Below are 18917 nucleotides of genomic sequence, written 5' to 3'. Positions count from 1 at the left end.
GAGGGATCACGGCGGGCCCGCCTTGTACCCGACACCGCGGACCGTCAGCACCACCTCGGGGCGTTCCGGGTCGCGCTCCACCTTGGACCGCAGCCGCTGCACGTGGACGTTGACCAGCCGGGTGTCGGCGGCGTGCCGGTAGCCCCAGACCTGCTCCAGCAGGACTTCGCGGGTGAACACCTGGCGCGGCTTGCGGGCCAGCGCGACCAGCAGGTCGAACTCCAGCGGGGTGAGCGCTATCGGCACGCCCTCGCGGGTCACCTCGTGGCCGGGGACGTCGATGCTGAGGTCGCCGATGGCGAGCACCTCGGCGGGTTCGGCGTCGGTGCGGCGCAGACGGGCGCGCAGGCGGGCGACGAGTTCCTTCGGCTTGAAGGGTTTGACGACGTAGTCGTCGGCGCCGGATTCGAGGCCGAGCACCACGTCGACGGTGTCGCTCTTGGCGGTGAGCATCACGATCGGCACCACGGACTCGGTGCGGATCGCCTTGCACACGTCGATGCCGTTCATGCCGGGCAGCATGAGGTCGAGCAGCACCACGTCGGGTTTCAGTTCGCGCAGTGCGGGCATCGCCTTGGTTCCGTCGCTGACCACAGCGGTTTCGAACCCTTCGCCCCGCAGGACGATGGTCAGCATTTCGGCCAGGGCCGGATCGTCGTCCACCACGAGCACGCGCGCCTTCATGCCCCACATGGTTGCACTTCTCACTCCTGGGCCGGACAGCACCCGCCGATCGTCACCGCAGGTCGTCATGCCTGCACCGAACGCGGAGGGACTTGTACCGCCGAACGGGGTACTCAAGGCGTGGACCAGCCGCGGCGCGCGCACCGCCCGCGATCACCGAGGGCGTCCGGGCGCTTCAGCCGGTGATCTCGGCCGCCAGCTCGGCGTAGTCCAGGCGCTCGGCGCCGTCGATCACCCGCCACGGCGACCACCAGCCGATCTCGGCGAGCTGCGCGTACACCGCGCCGCAGCGCCGCTGCAGCGAGGAGTCGGATTCGAAGTTGTCGCGGCGCCGGGTCTCGGTGCGCTCCCGGTGCTCGGCGCGGGAGGCCGCCACGTCGGCCGGGACCCGCAGCAGCAGCTGCAGATCGGGCCGCGGCACGGCGAACCTCTCGACCTCGAGTTCCCGCACCCACCGCACGAACTCCCCGTCGGCGTCCTGGTGCAGCCGGGCGGCGCCGTAGGCGGCGTTGGAGGCGACGTAGCGGTCCAGCAGCACCACGTCGTGCGCGGCGAGGTCCGCGCGCAGCTCCTCGGCCGCGTCCCGCCGGTCCAGCGCGTAGAGCACGGCCATGCCGTGCACGGACTCGCCGAGGTCGCCGTGGCCGCCGTGCAGCGCTTCGGCGACGAGTTCGGCGTGCACGTCCGCGGAATACCGCGGGAACGCGGCGTGCGCGACGGTGCTGCCGCCCTGGCGAAGCCGCTCGGTGAGCCCTGCGGCGAGCGTGCGCTTGCCCGCGCCGTCCAGTCCTTCGATCACGATCAGCCGCCCCACGCCGAGGACGATACGCAGCGACCGCGCGCAGACCGCCGATAGGGTTGACGTGGCGCGAAAACGGTTCACATCCGGGTGCGATGCGGCAAAACTCGACACCCGTGGCGCCCACCCCGCTCGACGGCTACCGCACGTTCCGCGATCACCTCGCCGCGGACGAGTGGCGCGACCTGCTGCGCGTCGGCGCTCCGGTCCGGTACGAACCGGGCGACGTGCTGCTCAAGGAGGGCGACGACGGCGATCACGTGCTCGTGCTGCTGTCCGGCGCCTGCCAGATCGTCGGCGCGCGGCTCGATCAGGGACGGGCGCTGCTCGCGGTGCGCTGGGCGGGCGACGTGATCGGCGAGCAGGCGGATCTGGACCAGCAGCCCCGGTCGGCCAGCGCCTACGCCCTGTCGAAGTGCGCGGTGCAGCTGCTGCGCGGCACCGAGTTCGCCGCCTTCATCCGCCGCCGCAGGCTCGAACGGCAGCTCACCCGCTACGTGAGCGCGAAGTTGCGGTCCAACAGCACCATGGTCGCCGAGCTGGCCGGGTTGTCGGTGAAGTCGAAGGTGGCGTGGCTGCTGTGCCGGCTCGCCGCGGCCGACGAGGTGGACTGGTTCGTGCAGCTGTCCCAGCGCGAACTGGCCGATCTGCTGGGGATGTCGCGGACGTCGGTGGCGGCGAGCCTGTCCGACTTCCGCGCCCTGGGGTTGCTGCGCACCGAGCCGCAGGGAGTGCAGGTGCTCAAGATCGACGCGTTGCGGGCCGAGATCAGCCCACCTGACCACGTGTGATCCACTTCATAGTCGGGGGTGTCCGAAATCGGACACCCCCCCAGCACACCCGCTCGATGCTGGATCTCGACGAGCCGGGCGGCGCCGATCCGGCGCAGCGCTCGGCCGAGGCAGGAAGGAAACACCATGTCGACCGGTACCAGCCCCCACGTGCGACGCACCAAGCAGCTGCCGCCGTACCGCGCGGTGTTCGCCGTGGACACCAAGGACTTCAGCAACAGCCCCAGCGCGCACCAGCAACAGCTCAGCCGGGACATCCCGGACCTGCTGGCGCAGGCCCTCGACCAGGCCGGGCTGTCGCGCCTGTGGGAGAACCGGGTGTTCGGCACCTCCACCGGCGACGGCTACTACTTCGGCGTCGACGCCACCGACGTGCCCTTCCTCGTCGACCCGTTCCTCACCGAACTCGACGAGGTGCTCCAAGACCACGACGAGGTCGTGCGCGCCCGCGACCGCGCCCTGCGCCTGCGGCTGCGCGCCAGCATCCACCTCGGCCCCATCCCCGACAGCGGACTGTCCACCGCGATGAACGAGACCCACCGCCTGCTCGACTCCGCACCCGTCCGCAAGATCCTCGAGGAATCCGACCCGGACTCGACCTTCCTCGCCGCGATCCTGTCGCAGCGGGTGTTCACCGACGTCATCCGCGGCGCCTACGTGAAACTCCGCCCGGCCCGCTTCGCCGAACGCGCCGTCAAGGTCAAGAGCTACGAAGACGTCGGCTACCTCTACACGCCCACCGCCTCGGTGAACCCGGACTCGCTCGACGGGGTCGACGCCGCACCGGTCGACGCCGCGCAGCTCCAGAAGGACCAGCAGGGCGCACCGGAACAGGCACATCCGCCGCAGCCGATCACCAACACGGTGAACAACACGGTGCACAACGAGTTCTCCGGCTCCACCGGCGGTTCCGTGCTCCAGGTCGGACAGGCGCGGGACATCGGCTTCAACGGGCAGAACTGAGCGAACGTGCGGGAGCGGCGCGCGGCCCTGCGCGACGGGGCGCAGGGCCGGGTCCGAGGAACCGCGGAGGGGACGGTTCCTCGGACCGGCGGCCCACGTTCGCCTTCCTGGGGGTAGGCGAACCCGGCCGCCCCGCGGCCGGTACCGGCCGCGACACGCCTGGGATCACCCGGACGGTGCTGCCGCCCGGACCCGCGCGACGCGCGGTGCACGCCCCTGACCTGGATCTCCGCGCCACTCCTGGCGAACCGGGGACAGGCAGGGGCGAGGGCCGTCACAATCGGGTGTCGGAGGGCTCGCCACGAGTCGATCTGCGGTGGACAATCACTGCCAAGTGATCATCACCGATCCGATGGCCAGGAGGCACAAGTGCAGATACCGGGGCCCGACACCCGCGTGGTCGAGCTGCGGGTGCACGGCATCCTCGGGACCACCGGGGATGCGCTGACCGACTCGGTGGCCTCGGTCGACGTCGCGGGTGACGGGGTGGGGCGCATCGTCCGGCCCGCGGATCGGCTGCGCCGCCCGGTGCCCGGTCCGATGCTCACCGCCGGCGACCGCACGGTGCCCCGGATCGTCGAAGGCTACGTCTGGGGCGGGATGACCTCCGGCGGCTGGGCGAAGGCCAGCTGGGCGCTGATGTTCCCGTTCGCGCTGAGCAACGTCGCGCACTGGATGCTGCCCCCGCCCAAGCCCGGAAGCGCCGTCGGCGGGGCGCTGTCGCACGTGCTGCGCGCGCTGCTGCGGGTGAGCGCGCTGCTGCTGACCATGCTGTTCGTCGCGCAGCTCGCGGTGGTGCTGCTGGATCTGCTCGCGGCGCAGTGCCTGCGGCCCGGAGCGCAATGCCTGACCTACGTGCCGGAGTCGCTGCGCGCCGTTCCCTCGGTACGAGCGGTGCCCGCGATGCTGCTGCTCGGTCTGATCGTCTTGCTGATGCACCGGCTCTCCAGCGTGTCCTGGAAGGTGTCCGGGGCGTGGAAGTCGTTCGGGGGACGCGGCGACAACTCCCGGCACTCGGCGCGGGCCGCGGTGCTGCCGGGCGCCAACGTCGTCGCCGATCCGGACACCCCCGCGCTGCGCGCGCTGCACGTCGTCGGGGCGCTGGCGGTGATCTCGGTGCTGGCGCTGGGCGGGCCGCTGACGCCGAGCGCGGATCCGCGCTGGCTGTTCGCCGAGCTGCTGCTGGTGGTCTCGCTCGGCGGCACGCTGCTGCTCGACGACCCGAGCGGCATGGGTTCGGGCCCGGTCGCCGCGGTGGTGCGCGGGCTGCTGAGCCGCACCGCGCGCCGGAGCGTCGTGGCCGCCGCGGGGGTGCTGCTGTTCTCGGTGGCGATCCTGCCGGGATCGCTGAACGGTCCGCTGCCCGGTTCCGGCTCGACGGTGGACGTGATCACCGTCGGCCTGCTGCTGACCTGCGTGGGCATGGCGGTGCTGCTGGTGCCGGCGGCGCTGCTGGCGCGTCCCGGCTGGTCCTCGGTGCCCCGCGATCTGCGCCCGTGGGCGGGCGGCTGGATGGCGGCACCGGTGCTGATGTTGGCGTGCATGCTGGGCGCCGGGTTCGGCGCGGGCCTCGCGCTGACCCTGCGCCAGGCGCTGGGCGCTCCGGAGTTCCTGCGGCTGCCCGCCGCTTACGACGACGTGGCGTTGTTCTGGGGCAGCGCCGCCGTGCTGCTGGCCGTGGGCGGAGCCGGTCTGGGCTGCTGGATGCTGATCAGGCGCTGGTTCCCGCACGGCACCGACGACGTGCCCGCTCAGGTCGCGCTGCTGCACGCGGGCAGGCAGCAGGACCAGCGCAACGCGGCCGGGTCCTGGCGGATGGCCGACGTGCAGCGCCGCTACTCGCACCACGTGCTGCTGCTGGTCGCGGCGGTGCTCACCGCCAGCACCGTGTTGGCGCTGGGCCTGCGGGCGTGGAACTTCCCGCGCACCGAGTGGGCGGACTGGCTGCGCACGCTGGGCGTGCTGGCCCTGGGCCTGCTCGCGGCGGGGCTGCTGCGGATGGTGCAGCTGGCCGCGAAGGAGCGCACCGCCGGGCGCTACCTGGGGATCCTGTGCGACCTCACGTTGTTCTGGCCGCGCGAGGCGCACCCGGTGGTGCCGCCGTGCTACGCGCTGAAGGTCGTCCCGGAACTGGCGGCCCGCGCCGCCGAGCACTTGGCGGAGCCGGACACCCGAGTGGTGCTGGTCGGGCACAGCCAGGGCAGCCTGCTGGCCGCGGTCGCCACGGCGCGGCTGCTGGAGTCGCTGCCGGAGGCCGACCGGGAACGGGTCGGGCTGGTCACCGCGGGTTCCCAGTTGCAGTGGGCCTATCCGCGGGCGTTCCCCGGAGTGGTGCCGCACGAGTCGCTGCGCGATCTGGCCGGGTCGCTCAGCGGGCGGTGGCGGTCGTTGTGCCGCGGCACCGACCCGCTCGGTGGCGCGGTGACCACGTGGAACCGGCAGGTCTTCGACGGGATGCTGATCGGCGTCGGGCTGCGCCCGGACGGTTCGCACGGCCCGCTGCCGCCCGCGACGCGGGGCCCGACGGGCGCGCTGGTGCTAGGTGGCGATCACTGGCTGCCCGATCCGCAGCGCGGACCGTTCTCGTTCCGCCGCTGGGTTCCGGGCGTGCTGGGGCATTCGGACTACAGCGGGGACCCGGAGTGGGACCGGGCGGTCGCGATGGCCGCCGGATTGGAGATCCCGGTCCGGGGAGCCACGTTGCCGCTGCGCACGCCCGCGGCGACGGCGGTGGCGCAGGCCGCCGACCCGCTCGGCGCGCTGAGCGAGCCGCACCGAGCGAGCGAGGCCGACGAGGCCCGCCGCGGCGCCGCCGCGTCCACCGGGTGCGTGGCGCCGGCGGACGACCCGGCACCGGGCGAGGACGCGACCGTGACGGACCTGCTGGGCTGGGATCCGGACGAGGCCGCCGAGTCGGACGAGGCCGCGGCCTCCACCGCCGCCCGAGCAGCCGACGAAGACCCCCCGTCCCGCTCGGCGCTACCGGAGATCACCGACCCGCGAGGCCGGGTCGCCCCGTGGGAACGCGGCAACGCCCTGCGCGCCGCGGACCGCTGACACCTCCGGAACACGCCCACCCGACCGACGAGACCACCGCACGAACGAACGTGCCCCGGTCACCCCGGCACCACCGGGCGCCTTCCCCCCTGAGTTCCCGGCCCTCGATCCGCCTGCCAGCGGCGAAGCCGCTGAGCAGCGACCGCGCGAGCAACCGGCCACCGCCGCGGGTTCAGCCGCCTCCTCGCGAGGACAGCGACTGCGCGTGCGGCGGAGCCCTTCGCGAAATCGATCCCGGGGCGAGCAGACAGGTGAGGTTCCGCCACCCCGCCCCAAAGCGAACGGCCCCGCTCCCCCGAGCAGGGGAAGCGGGGCCGTTGGTGTGGTCGCTTAGACGGAACCGCCGGAGGCCACGTCGCGCTGCTGCGCGCCGAGGCGGGAGTGCTTGCGGCTGTAGAGGAAGTACACCACCACACCCGCGATCATCCACACGATGAACCGGACCCAGGTCAGCGCGGTCAGGTTCAGCATCAGCCACACGCAGGCGATGATCGCCAGGATCGGGATCAGCGGCACCAACGGCGCCTTGAACCCGCGCGGCAGGTCCGGCCGCGAACGCCGCAGGATGATCACACCGGCGGAGACCAGGATGAACGCGAACAGCGTGCCCACGTTGACCATCTCTTCCAGCTTGTCCGCCGGGAAGAACGCCGCGGCGAGCGCCACGACCAGGCCGACGATCAGCGTCGCGCGCACCGGGGTGCCGTTCTCGCTGTGCGTCTTGGCGAGCCCGCGCGGCAGCAGGCCGTCGCGGGACATCGCGAACAGGATGCGCACCTGGCCGAGGAACATGACCATGACGACCGTCGTGAGCCCGGCCAGCGCGCCGACCGTGATGACCCCGGCCGCCCAGCTGATGCCGTTGAGCTGGAACGCGGTCGCCAGCGTGGCCTTCTCACCGTCGGGCGTGGTGCCCAGCTGCTTGTAGTTGACCATGCCGGTCACCACGATGGCGACGGCCACGTACAGCACGGTGACGATCGCCAGCGAGCCGAAGATGCCGCGCGGAGCGTCGCGCTGCGGGTTGCGGGTCTCTTCGGCGGTGGTGGCGACCACGTCGAAGCCGATGAACGCGAAGAACACCAGCGAGGCGCCCGCGAGCAGGCCGAACACGCCGAAGCTGCTCGTCTCGCCGCCCAGCAGCAGCGACAGCAGCGACTGGTCGAGCTTGGAGGCGTCCTCCGCAGCGGACTCGGCCGGCGGGATGAACGGCTTGTAGTTGTCGGCGTTGATGTAGGACAGGCCCACCACGACGACGAGCAGCACCACGAAGACCTTGATGGCGCTGATGACGAGGCTGACCCGCGCCGAGAGCTTGGTGCCGACCGCGAGCACGGTGGTCAGCGCGCCGATCAGCAGCAGGGCGCCCCAGTCGAACTGCAGCGGCCCGAGTTCGAACTTCGTGGGCACACCGCTGATCCCGACGAGCTCGAGCACCTGCTGCAGGTAGCTCGACCAGCCCTTGCTCACCGCAGCCGCCGCGACCGCGAACTCCAGGATCAGGTCCCAGCCGATGATCCAGGCGATGAACTCGCCGAAGGTCGCGTACGAGTAGGTGTAGGCGCTGCCCGCGACCGGAACGGTCGAGGCGAACTCCGCGTAGCAGACCGCGGCGAGGCCGCAGGCGATCGCCGCGATGACGAAGGACAACGACACCGACGGCCCCGTCGTGTCGCCGGCCGTGGAGGCGGCGAGCGTGAAGATGCCTGCGCCGATGACGACCGAGACGCCGAAGACCATCAGGTCCCAGGCACCGAGGTTCTTCCGGAGCTTCGTGTCCGGCTCATCGGTATCTTTGATCGATTGCTCGACCGACTTTGTTCGCCACAGCCCGGTCCCTGGCACTGTCGCCCTCCTCTTCCAACCCGAATGGTGGAACGCACCCTAGCGGGGGAGTGTTGCACCGGATTCGCTGGAAAACAGTGTGGCCGGAGCAATTCGTTAATGCTCTGTGACCGCTCCGTCCACCCGGCGGACATCGTGATCCTCCGAATGCATCGGATCGATCACTGTCCGTGCGCATATCGCGCGTCGCCGCAGGTAGGAGGCCCGCCAACAAGACAATTTCCCGGTTTTCCCCAGATCATCGGGAAAGCCTGCACGAGCGGATAAATCGCCGAAGATTCAGTCCTGTCCCGAGACCGCGGACGTGTTCTCCGCGGCCGGGTCCACACCTCGGTCAAGGTCGGGTTCGAGGTAGATCAGCCGGGCCGCGGGGACCTTCGCCCGGACCCTGGCCTCCGCGTCGTCGATCTCCGCGGCCACCTCGGCGACGGTGATCGACGGGGCCAGTCCGATCTTCGCCGCGATCAGCAGCTCGTCCGGGCCGAGGTACTGGGTCCGGATGTGGATGACCTTCTGCACCTTGCCGCCACGCAGCTCGCCCACGACGTCGTCGAGCACCGAGCGGGTCGCGCCCTCGCCGATGAGCAGGCTCTTCGTCTCGACGATGAGCACGATCGCGATGACGCCCAGCAGCACGCCGATGCACGCGGTGCCGATGCCGTCGAACACCGGGTCACCGGTGAGCACGGACAGCCCGACGCCGCCGAGCGCGAGCACCAGGCCCAGCAGCGCACCCGCGTCCTCCAGCAGCACCACCGGCAGTTCCGGCGTCTTGGCCTGGCGGATGAACTGCCACCAGCCGAGCCCGCCCTTGATCGCGCGGGATTCCTTGATCGCGGTGGCGAAGCTGTAGGACTCCAGCGCGATGGCGACCACCAGGATCACCACGGCCACGATCGGCGAGGTCAGCTCCTCGGGGTGCTGGATCTTGTGGATGCCCTCGTAGAGCGCGAACACCGACCCCAGGCTGAACAGCATCAACGCCACGACGAACGAGTAGAAGTAGCGGTCCCGCCCGTAGCCGAACGGGTGCTCCTCGGTGGCTTTGCGCACCGAGGTCTTCTGCCCGAGCAGCAGCAGCCCCTGGTTGGAGGTGTCGGCGACCGAGTGCACGGACTCCGCGAGCATCGACGAGGACCCGGTGAACAGGAACCCGCCGAACTTGGCCACCGCGATGCCCGCGTTCGCGGCCAGAGCCGCCAGGATCGCCTTAGTACCGCCGCCTGCTGACACGATGTCGCTCCCGAGTCCGATGGTCGAAAAGTCCTCGGGGAATGTACCGGCATGATCGGCCGACTCAGGTCGATACCGGACAACTCGCGGCCCACCGGCGGCGCGATCGCCACGATCCGAGCGGCTCGTCGGGCGGTGGCTACGCCCCGGCGGCGGCGCGGAACAGCTGCGCCGTCCCGTCCTGGCACGCCGGGTGGGCCAGCACCGCCGGATCGGAGGCCGCCAGCCACACCGACTGGCCCTTCACCACGTCCAGCTCCACCCGCTGCTCACCGGGGCCGCCCGTGGACAACCGCACGCCGCCCTTGGTGCACAGCAGGATCTGCGGGCCGTGCGAATCCAGCCGCACCGCCGTCGAGTTCGCAGGCGACCAGTCCACCCTGGAGAGCCGGAACTCCTCCGCGGGCGTCTGGTAGACGGTGAGGTTCCCGTCCAGCGACTCGCCCTTGTGCACCCGCATGTCGGCGCAGGTGAAGTCCAGCACCCGCAGCAGCTCGGGCACGTCCACGTGCTTCGGGGTGAGCCCGCAGCGCAGGATGTTGTCGGAGTTCGCGAGGATCTCCACCCCGGTGCCCTGCAGGTAGGCGTGCAGGTTGCCCGCGGGCAGGTAGATCGCCTCGCCCGGCTGCAGCACCAGCCGGTTCAGCAGCAGGCTCGCCAGCACGCCCGCGTCGTTCGGGTAGGCCTCCCCCAGCTCCAGCACGGTGCGGCACTCCAGCGCGAACTCGCCGTGCTCGCGGACGTGCCGCACGCACGCGTCCAGCAGCTCCGGCAGCAGGTCGCGCAGGTAGTGCTGCGGCAGCGTGATCCAGGTGGTGAACAGCGCCCGCAGCCCGTCCGCGTCCGGTTGGGCCGCCAGCAGCCCGGTGTGCGGACGCAGGCTCGGCACGTCCAGCTCCCCCAACAGCCGCACCGTGCGGTGCGCCTCGCGGAAACCGGCCAGCGCGTGGAACTCGGTGAGCGCGCAGACCAGCTCCGGTTTCGCCGTGGGGTCCGGGTAGTTGCGGTTCGGCGCGTTGCGCGGGATGCCTGCGCGTTCCTCCCGCGCGAAACCTTCCGCGGCCTGCTCCGCCGACGGGTGCGCCTGCAGGCTCAGCGGCTCGTTCGCGGCGAGCACCTTGAGCAGGAACGGCAACCGGCTTCCCCAACGCCCGGTGCACACCGGACCCAGGTGGTGCGCCGGGTCGGCGTCGAGCAGGTGCAGCAGCGACTCCTCGGACCCGTCCGGCCGCACCAGCTTCGACGGGTCGCCGGGGTGCGCGCCCATCCACAGCTCGGCCTCGGGGTGCGGAGTGGGAACCGGCCGGCCGAGCAGATCCGCGATAGCGGTACGCGAGCCCCACGCGTAGGGGCGCACCGCGTTCCGCAGTAACTCCACAGTCCTTCTCGCTCTCTTCACCGCTGGTCAGGCATACCGCTGCGGCGTGCCGGGCTCACCGCGCACGCCACGACGCCTACCTCGGCGTCAGCTTCGACCAGCATCGTCGGCGTCGGCCCTGGAACAGGACATCGCCTCTCCGCCACCAGTGCATCAGGGGCACCCCTGGTAATTGCCCAAGGTTTTCCCGCCCCGTCCGTTCAGCGCACCGCCAGTGCCTGCCTGCCCGGACCTCCGAGCGTGCCTGCCGCGAGGCCCAGGTAGACCGCGGCGAGATCGAACCGCAATGCGAGCAGCGCCACCCGCAGCACCGCGTCCGCGTGGGCCGACTCGCCGGGAACGATCAGGTCGGCGCTCGGCAGCGACCCGGTCGCGGCGCGTTCCTCGTTCTCCGCGCGAGCGTCGTGCCGGGTGCCGATCAGGAAGACCCGCGGTGTCGCGCCCTGGTCCACGTCGGGGTCGGCGAACAGGTCCGAGCCGGATTCGCGCACCGAGCGGTACAGGGCGTACCGGGTCGTCGCCTGCGCGTGGTTCGTGACGTCGCAGGCCAGCCCCGCGTGCACGCCGAGCGCGTACGCGCCGTGGCCCGCGACGGCGGTGGCCAGCTGGTCCACGCCCCACAGCAGCGGTTCGTGGTCGGCCAGCCGCAGCGCCAGCGCCTTCGCCGGATTCATCAGCGGTTCCTGGCCGGGGTGCGCGCGCTCCGCCTCCCGGTCCAGTTCGTCGGCGAGCTGATCGGTGTCGCAGCGGGTGAGCCCCAGCGCGATGAGCACACTGAGCCCCACCGTGAACACGTGCGCGAAGGTCAGTTCGTCGGGCACCGGGATGCGCGGGGCCACGACCTTCGCGCGGCCCGCGCCGGACGCGGCCACCGGCCCGTCCTCGGGCACGGACAGCACCACCGAGGCGCCCCGCCGGGTCGCGGTCGCCACGCCGTCCGCTAGCACCGGGTCACCCGGATCGGGCGTGTGCGCGAACACCACGTCCAGCGGGCCGACCCACACCGGGACGGTCTCCGCCACGATCACCGGGACCGGGCACGACGGCCCGGCCAGCGCGGCGAGCACCCCGCACACCGACGGGCCGAGCCCGGGCCGCGAGACCAGCACCAGCGAGCGCGGCCTGCCGTCAGCGAGGTCGTCGAACCCGGCCTCGCGCACGTTCTCCGCAGCCGCGCGCACCTGCGCGCCCGCGAGCGCGGCCGACCGCAACAGCCCGCGCGAATCGGCTTCGGTGAGCCGGTCAGGGTCGTCGAAGAGGCTGTCGTCGAGCACCGGAGGTCACCTCTCCCCGGTCGCGCCAGGATCGTCGGGGCCGCCGACGGCCTCCTCCAGCAGCAGCACCGGGATCCCGTCCCGGACGGGATAGCCGCGCCCGCACGAAGTGCACGTCAAGTACTCCTCCTGCGCGGCACCGGCGACCTCGGCGCGCAACGCGCCGTGGTCCGGCCCCGGGCAGGCGAGGATCTCCAGCAATGTCGGTTCCAGAGCCACGGCCACGTTCCCTCCTGAGTCCACACCCGGTCCACGCCCAGCGGGCGGCATCACGCGTTCAGCCCCGCACCACTGCGAGCACCTCGTCGCGCAACGCGGCGACCGCGGTGGCGTCCGGCGCCTCCACGTTCAGCCGCAGCAGCGGCTCGGTGTTCGAGGGCCGCAGGTTGAACCAGGAACCGTCCGACAGCTCCACGGTAAGCCCGTCGAGCTCATCGATTCGAGAGTCCGGACGGTCCCGGTAGGTTTCGGCCACGGCGCGCATCCGCCCCGCCTGGTCGTCCACCGTCGAGTTGATCTCGCCGGAGGCCGCGTAGCGGGAGTACTCCGCCATCAGCCCGGACAGCGGACCGGCCTGACCGCCCAGCGCGGCCAGCACGTGCAGCGCGGCCAGCATCCCGGAGTCGGCCTTCCAGAAGTCCCGGAAGTAGTAGTGCGCCGAGTGCTCGCCGCCGAAGATCGCCCCGGTCTCGGCCATCGTCTGCTTGATGAACGAGTGCCCGACGCGGGTGCGCACCGGCTTGCCGCCGCGCTCGGCGACGATCTCGGGGACCGCGTGCGAGGTGATCAGGTTGTGGATGACGGTGCCGCCCGGTTCCTTCGCGAGCTCGCGAGCCGCGACCAGCGCGGTGATCGCGCTCGGCGCCACCGGGTCGGCGTTCTCGTCCACCACGAAGCAGCGGTCGGCGTCGCCGTCGAAGGCCAGGCCCGCGTCCGCGCCGACCTCGCGCACCTTCGCCTGCAGGTCCACCAGGTTCGCCGGGTCCAGCGGGTTCGCCTCGTGGTTGGGGAAGTTGCCGTCCAGCTCGAAGTACATCGGCACCAGCTCGACCGGCAGGCCCTCGAACACGGTGGGCACGGTGTGCCCGGCCATGCCGTTGCCCGCGTCGACGACGACCTTCAGCGGCCGGATCTCCCGCAGGTCCACCAGGTGGCGCAGGAAGCGCGCGTAGTCGGCGGCCATGTCCCGCTCGGACACGGTGCCCTTCGCGCCCAGGAACTCGGGCACGCCGTGCGCGACGAGCTCCTGGATCTCGGACAAGCCGCTGTCCTGGCCGACCGGCGCCGCGCCCGCCCGGCACAGCTTGATGCCGTTGTACTGAGCGGGGTTGTGGCTGGCGGTGAACATGGCGCCCGGCAGCTCCAGCGTGCCGGAGGCGAAGTAGAGCAGGTCGGTGCTGGCCAGCCCGATGGAGATCACGTCGACCCCCTGGCCGGTGATGCCCTCGGCGAACGCGGCGGCCAGGCCGGGCGAGGAGTCGCGCATGTCGTGGCCGACGACGACGGCGGGACCGCCGACGAGCCTGGTGAACGCGGCGCCGATCTCCCGAACCACGTCGGCGTCGAGCTGCTCATCCACCACCCCGCGGATGTCGTACGCCTTGACGATCTCCGACAGGTCCCGCACTCTGCACATCCCTACGTAGTCCGGCCAACCTCGGTGCGGTCCGAGCCTACCGGCGATCGGTGATCTTGCGGAGAGCTCCCGACGGCCACGAGCGGCACGTCACGTTCCGCGCGCCGGCTCACTCGTCCCGGGGGTCGGGCAGCGCGCGCAGATGCCCGCGCCTGCCGCCGCCGACCGAGAAATCCGGTGACTCCACCGGCAGGTCGGAGTGCCCCGCTTCGCGGACCGCTTCGGCGAGCGCCGTCAGGTCGTCCACGGACCGGTCGGGCAACGCGAACTCGCCCTCGTAGCGGACGACCTCCCAGCCCTTCGGCACCGTGAGCCGCAGCGCGTGCTCTTCGCACAGGTCGTAGCTGTGGGGTTCCGCGTACGTGGCCAGCGGTCCGACCACCGCGGTGGAGTCCGCATAGGCATACGTAAGCGTCGCAACGGCCGGGTTGGTACACCCGGTCCGCGAGCACCGCCTCACGCTCCGCACGACTGGCACGATAGCGCCCTCCGTCCAGCCCGTGCCGGAGGCACGCGGAAACGTCCTCGCCCGCCCTTCCCGGGCACGGCCGCCGCAGCCCGCTCACCGGGGCATTCGCACTGGTGGACGGGTTTGTTCGCGCTGCGCTGAAGTCGCGCCCGGCGATCCGGTGACACCGCGTGCTCGCACCCGGTGCCGCAAGGGGACCCGAACGGGCATCCCCGTGGGGAGCCTGAGGGCGTACCCTCAGCCCGTGGTGACCGCACGTGGATATCGCCGCCGGACGCTGGCCCGGCGGGATCGTCGAGGACGCGGCCTTCGCGGCCCCCTGTACCCGTCGTCGGTCCCGGTGGCGCGCAGCCGTTCGCAGCGGTTCGACGCGATCGTCCTGGAGGCCCTGGAACCGATCGAGCAACGCTGGCACGCCGAGCTGACCGAGCTCGACGTGGCCGTCGACGAGGTCCCGGAGGTGCAGGTCACCGCGCCCGAGAAGGTCGTGTGGGACGACGACGTGGTGGTGGACGCGAACGTGCCGCTGGCGCGCCTGGTGCCCGCCGGGGTGGACCGCCACGGCCTGCCGACCCGCGCCCGCATCGTGCTCTACCGGCGACCGCTGGAAGCGCGCGCCCGCGACGGCCAGGACATGGCCGACCTGCTGCACGACGTGCTCATCGAGCAGGTGGCCACCTACCTAGGCCTGGACCCGGACGTCATCGAAGGCCAGTGAGTCCAGGGGTCGAGTGGCGGAACCTCAGCCGGTGGTCGGCTTGTGGACGTGGGCTATGCGCTTCGCGCATCCAGGCACGGCCTTCGGCCGCAACGCACGGCTTCGCCGGAAAAGGCTGGCTTTGCACCTGCCGTTCCAGGTGAGCAGCGTTCTTGGTCTGCGTCTTGTCAGCGGCGGAGCCGCTGAGCAGTCACCAGCTAGAGCAGGCCGATCACCGGCGGGTTCTCAGCGGCTTCCTCGCGAGGACAGCCAGTTCGCTGTGTATCGGACATGCATGAGAAATGGCTCCCGCAGCGAGGAAGCCGCTGAGGTTCCGCCACCCGGACACCTGTGCAGGCCTAGGGGGAAGACGAGCTCGGAGTCGGCTCTCGGCGGCGGGAGGGGAGGGCTCCGATGGCGGTGAAGAGGATCGCGGCGGCCTGGAGGACCAGGAGTGCGGTGCGGGAGGAGTCGCCGTAGCCGATGCGGACCTCGCTGGCGGAGTCCGGCATCGGTACCGCGACCTGGTGGCCCCATGCTTCTGCCAGCGGGGCTTCCTCGCCGTCGATCTCCGCGTGCCAGCCCGGCTCGTGCTCGGCGGCCAGCAGCAGCACCCGGCCGATGCCGCCGTCCGAGACTCGCACCGCGACCTCCGGCAGCGTCGCGGGCACTCGCAGCGGGCGGGCCTGCGGTGAGGGAACGCCCTCCAGCCGCGCCTGCCGGGCGAGGTCGGGTCCGAGCAGCTGCACCGGACCGGCGGGCAGCAGCACCCGCAGCACCGGTGAGCCGTCGCCGAGCGTGCCGTGATCGGCGACCAGGTCACCGGCCGCGGTCCGCACCCTGTTCGCCGTCGCCGCGTCCGGCACCGCGACGTGCCCGACGCCTCGCGCGGCGGCGGCGGCGAGCGCGGTGCGCACCCGCTGCGGATCGCCGGAGAGCAGCTCGGTCCCCGCCTCCCGCAGCCACCGCACCGCTCCGGGCACCGGAACGAGGTCGTCGTCGCCGAAGTGCGGTGCGCGGCCCTCGACCACCCGAGCGGGCGCCGAGCCCGGCTCGATCACCAGCAGACCGCCCGGCCCGTCGAGTTCCGCGGCCAGCGCCGCGGTCCCGCCCGCCGGTTCACCGCGCAGCGGACCGCGCCCGGCGAGCACCGCGCTCACCCCGGTGACCAGCAGGGCTCCGGTCAGCGCTCCGGCGAGCACCCGGCGAGGCACCTGCTGCGGCATCGGTCCCGCCGCCAGCACCATCCACAGCAGGCCCGCCGCGGCGACGATCAACGGCGCCCCGGTCGCGCCGGTGGTGGCCGGGCCGCCCGCGAGGGGTTCCGCCACGACGACGTCCACCACCACGGCCGCCGACCACCCGGCGAGCGCCGTGACCGCTCCCGGCACCATCGCCCGGCTCGGCGCGAGGGCCACCGCCAGCAGCACCGCGAGCACCAGCAGCCCGCCCGCCCAGGTCGCGGGCGACCCGTCGGCGCTCAGCGCCGCGAGCCAGCCGCCCGCGGGCGTCTCGGAGAGGCGGGCGCCGAGCCCGTGCAGCAGCAGCTCCGGGTGCTTCAGCAGCACCACCGGCCACGGCAGCAGGCAGGCGATGGGCAGCAGCACCAGCGCCGCCAGGCCCGCCATCCGGCGCTGCGCCCGGCGCGCCTCCCCCGGCACCGCCACGAAACCGAGCAGCGCCAGCAGCACCAGCAACGCCTGCGCCAACGGCGCGAACGCCCCGAGCACGGCCAGGCCGAGCGCCGTCGCGCACGCCGTGCCCAGCCAGTGCCGCGACTGGGCCAGCATCGCCAGCCGGGACAACCCGATCACCGAGGCGATGCCCGCCAGCAGCGGCGGCACCAGGACGTGCGCCACGACCACGTCGAGGCGTCCCTCCCCCGCCGAGGCCGTCGCCACCGGCAGCAACGCGTACGCGCCTGCGGCCAGCGCCCGGTGCGTGCCCCGCATCGGCAGCGAGCGGGTCGCGGCGTAGGCGGTGAGCCCGGCCAGCGGAACGCCGAACAGCAGCAGCACCGCCACCACCGCGGGCGGCCCGCCGAGCGGCGCGAGCACCGTCCCCAGCATCGCGAGCACCAGCAACGAAGCCGAAGCGGGCGCGCCGGTGCCCCCGTTCACGGGATGCCAGGAAGCGAGGTAGTCCCGCCAGGTCGTGCTCAGGTCCACGGCGGGCAGCAGCCTGCCGCCCTGCAGCTCCGCGCCGAAGCGGGCGTGCTCGGCGACGAGCCCGTGCGTGACCAGCGCGAACGCGATCAGCACGGCGGTCAGCACCACGGGCGGCGTGAGCAGCAGTTCCCGCAGCACGCGCCGCCGGTCCACCTGCACCAGCAGCAACTTCCGGTCCGGTTCCGGCGCGTACCGGGCGTCGCGGGGAACGGGTGAGGGCCGTGGCTTCGACTCCTCGACGGGCGCCGCTTCGACGGGCACCACCACCGGGCCCGTGGGGCGGCGCAGCCCGCCGACGCTGCGCCTGCGGCCACCGGGCTTGGCGAGCGCTCCCGCGGGCAGCGCGGCGGGCCCGACGGAGCGGGGCACGGCGGCGTCGTCGATGGCGGTGACCCGGCCTGGCCCGAGCGCGCCCGGTGTGCGGCCGAGCACGACCTCGCGCCGCACCCGCTCGCGCACGAGTCCCGCGAACGCGGCCCTGATCCCGTTGCGCAGCCGGGTCAACCGGCTGGTCAGCAGCCCGCGGACCTCGGACGGGGCCGGTGTGGTGGTGCGCCGCCGCGAACGCGCCGGACGCAGTTCCATGCCGCCGCCGACCAGCGCGGACACCACTGCTAACTCGGCGGACACGTCCCGGCGGCGCCACAGCAGCGCGTAGCCCGCGGCCCGCAGCAGCGACAGCGCCAGCAATCGCGGCACTCCCAGTACGAACGACCAGAACGAGGCGTTGACCAGGAAGGTGCGCACGCCTCCGACCCGTTCGGCGGCCCGCAGCGAACGCTGCTTCGCCGCGTCCGGAACCCGGTCCCCGCCGCGCAGGTCACCGGCGTGGCGCATCCGGGCACTGGGCACGCACAGCACCAGGTGCCCGTCGGAGTTGGCCCGCCAGCCGAAGTCGATGTCGTCGAAGCCCAGCGGCAGCGCCGCGTCGAAACCGCCGAGGCGCTCGAAGACGTCCCGCCGGATCAGCGCGCCGGCGGTGGACACCGCCAGCACCTCGGACACGGCCAGCATGTCGGTGGCGCCGCGCCCGCCCTGGGGCACGTCGATCTCGCCGGTTCCGTCCACTGCGGACTCGTCCGCGAGCTCGGAGTCGTCCGCCGCACCGGGCGGCGCGTCCTCGTCAGCCGATCCCGCGGCCTCGACCTCGTCCACTTCGGACGATTCGGCGGTGTCGTCGGACTCGGTGGCGTCGGCATCCGCTTCGGCGTCCGCGGGGGATGCGCTCGCGGCCGGGGAGCTCTGCCCGGAAAGCCCCCAGTCGAGTTCCGGATCGGCCTCGGCCGACCCGATCCCGGTCTGGCGATTGCCCGAGGCGTCCGTGGACACCCCTGCGTCGACCACCAGTCGCGGATCGTCCCAGTCCAGGCCCAGCGGCCCCAGCACCGCGGCCGTCGAGTCCAGCTCGGCGACGCCGAGCAGCTGGCGCAGGCAGTCCGGGGCGGGCGCGGAGTCGTCGTGCAGCAGCCACAGCCACCGGCCCGGATCGCCCCACCGCGCCACCGCGTGCTCCGCCGCGGCCGACACCGCGGCGCCGAAACCAGTGTCCTGCGGCAGTTCCAGCACGCCGTCGACCAGATCCGCCGCCTCGGCCAGCAGCTGCGCGGTGTCGTCGGCGGAACCGGTGTCGACGGCGAGCAGGTGCCTCGGCCGGACGGTGAGCTCGCGCAGCGCGGCCAGCACCTCCGGCAACCGGCGGTCGCCGTCGTGGCACACCAGCACCGCCACTACCGGCGCGGTGTTCAAGCGCGGCGCGGTCCCGACCACTGTGTCCTCCCCTGCCGTGGTGCGATCACCGCACGACGGTAGTGGACCGAGGCCCGGCAGCTCAGAGCCTGTCTCACGAATGCGCGCCGCGGAAGGGGCGGTGCCGGTGATCCCGGCTGCGGCCGGTCCGTTCCGGGAGCGCGCGGGCAGGAAGCG

General features: G+C 72.5%; 14 protein-coding genes. 4 read left to right on the top strand and 10 right to left on the bottom strand.

Annotated features, from left to right (window positions below; translation table 11 throughout):
• Positions 1 to 6 precede the first annotated feature (6 nt).
• Together mtrA and OOZ19_RS27025 are read right to left on the bottom strand one after the other, a co-directional pair.
• Complete coding sequence (gene mtrA / locus OOZ19_RS27030; protein WP_221315928.1) at positions 7 to 684, bottom strand: MtrAB system response regulator MtrA; 678 nt, start codon at positions 682 to 684, stop codon at positions 7 to 9.
• A gap of 175 nt (positions 685 to 859) precedes the next feature.
• A complete protein-coding gene (locus OOZ19_RS27025; protein WP_266092981.1) occupies positions 860 to 1498 on the bottom strand; it encodes a dTMP kinase in 639 nt (212 codons plus the stop codon).
• A 101-nt stretch (positions 1499 to 1599) separates the two neighbouring features.
• On the opposite strand from OOZ19_RS27025, the gene OOZ19_RS27020 reads away from it, so the two are divergent.
• The 3 genes from OOZ19_RS27020 to OOZ19_RS27010 all read left to right on the top strand — a co-directional run bounded on the left by OOZ19_RS27020 (position 1600) and on the right by OOZ19_RS27010 (position 6294).
• Positions 1600 to 2274, top strand: coding sequence for a Crp/Fnr family transcriptional regulator (locus tag OOZ19_RS27020; protein ID WP_266092980.1), 675 nt, complete (start codon positions 1600 to 1602; stop codon positions 2272 to 2274).
• A gap of 126 nt (positions 2275 to 2400) precedes the next feature.
• A complete protein-coding gene (locus OOZ19_RS27015) occupies positions 2401 to 3237 on the top strand; it encodes a hypothetical protein (protein ID WP_266092979.1) in 837 nt (278 codons plus the stop codon).
• A gap of 369 nt (positions 3238 to 3606) precedes the next feature.
• On the top strand, positions 3607 to 6294 hold the full coding sequence (locus OOZ19_RS27010) for a hypothetical protein (RefSeq protein WP_266092978.1): 2688 nt from the start codon (positions 3607 to 3609) through the stop codon (positions 6292 to 6294).
• Between the two features lie 330 nt (positions 6295 to 6624).
• Here the strand turns inward: OOZ19_RS27010 and OOZ19_RS27005 are convergent, their stop codons facing one another.
• From OOZ19_RS27005 to OOZ19_RS26975, 7 genes are all read right to left on the bottom strand, one after another.
• The gene (locus OOZ19_RS27005; protein ID WP_266092977.1) at positions 6625 to 8139 is read right to left on the bottom strand and encodes an amino acid permease; all 1515 of its coding nucleotides are present in this window, start codon (positions 8137 to 8139) and stop codon (positions 6625 to 6627) included.
• A gap of 279 nt (positions 8140 to 8418) precedes the next feature.
• A complete protein-coding gene (locus OOZ19_RS27000; protein ID WP_266092976.1) occupies positions 8419 to 9372 on the bottom strand; it encodes a cation diffusion facilitator family transporter in 954 nt (317 codons plus the stop codon).
• A 139-nt stretch (positions 9373 to 9511) separates the two neighbouring features.
• On the bottom strand, positions 9512 to 10750 hold the full coding sequence (manA, locus tag OOZ19_RS26995; protein WP_266092975.1) for a mannose-6-phosphate isomerase, class I: 1239 nt from the start codon (positions 10748 to 10750) through the stop codon (positions 9512 to 9514).
• Positions 10751 to 10950: 200 nt separating this feature from the next.
• A complete protein-coding gene (locus OOZ19_RS26990) occupies positions 10951 to 12024 on the bottom strand; it encodes a hypothetical protein (protein WP_266092974.1) in 1074 nt (357 codons plus the stop codon).
• A gap of 6 nt (positions 12025 to 12030) precedes the next feature.
• Complete coding sequence (locus OOZ19_RS26985; RefSeq protein ID WP_266092973.1) at positions 12031 to 12249, bottom strand: Trm112 family protein; 219 nt, start codon at positions 12247 to 12249, stop codon at positions 12031 to 12033.
• A gap of 52 nt (positions 12250 to 12301) precedes the next feature.
• Complete coding sequence (locus OOZ19_RS26980) at positions 12302 to 13651, bottom strand: phosphomannomutase/phosphoglucomutase (RefSeq protein ID WP_266092972.1); 1350 nt, start codon at positions 13649 to 13651, stop codon at positions 12302 to 12304.
• A gap of 118 nt (positions 13652 to 13769) precedes the next feature.
• The gene (locus tag OOZ19_RS26975; RefSeq protein ID WP_266092991.1) at positions 13770 to 14120 is read right to left on the bottom strand and encodes a DUF3499 domain-containing protein; all 351 of its coding nucleotides are present in this window, start codon (positions 14118 to 14120) and stop codon (positions 13770 to 13772) included.
• A gap of 253 nt (positions 14121 to 14373) precedes the next feature.
• On the opposite strand from OOZ19_RS26975, the gene OOZ19_RS26970 reads away from it, so the two are divergent.
• Positions 14374 to 14847, top strand: coding sequence for a metallopeptidase family protein (locus OOZ19_RS26970; protein WP_266092971.1), 474 nt, complete (start codon positions 14374 to 14376; stop codon positions 14845 to 14847).
• A gap of 338 nt (positions 14848 to 15185) precedes the next feature.
• Here the strand turns inward: OOZ19_RS26970 and OOZ19_RS26965 are convergent, their stop codons facing one another.
• A complete protein-coding gene (locus OOZ19_RS26965; RefSeq protein WP_266092970.1) occupies positions 15186 to 18761 on the bottom strand; it encodes a glycosyltransferase family 2 protein in 3576 nt (1191 codons plus the stop codon).
• Positions 18762 to 18917: the final 156 nt, after the last annotated feature.

Origin of the sequence: Saccharopolyspora sp. NFXS83 (genome assembly GCF_026241095.1) — a bacterium.
In the GTDB taxonomy this organism is placed as follows: Bacteria; Actinomycetota; Actinomycetes; order Mycobacteriales; family Pseudonocardiaceae; genus Saccharopolyspora_C.
This window is presented reverse-complemented; position numbering and strand designations above follow the sequence as displayed.

Excerpts from the sequence above, each read along its gene's own strand:
- mtrA (WP_221315928.1), bottom strand. The coding sequence starts at position 684 with ATGAAGGCGCGCGTGCTCGTGGTGGACGACGATCCGGCCCTGGCCGAA.
- OOZ19_RS27015 (WP_266092979.1), top strand. The coding sequence starts at position 2,401 with ATGTCGACCGGTACCAGCCCCCACGTGCGACGCACCAAGCAGCTGCCG.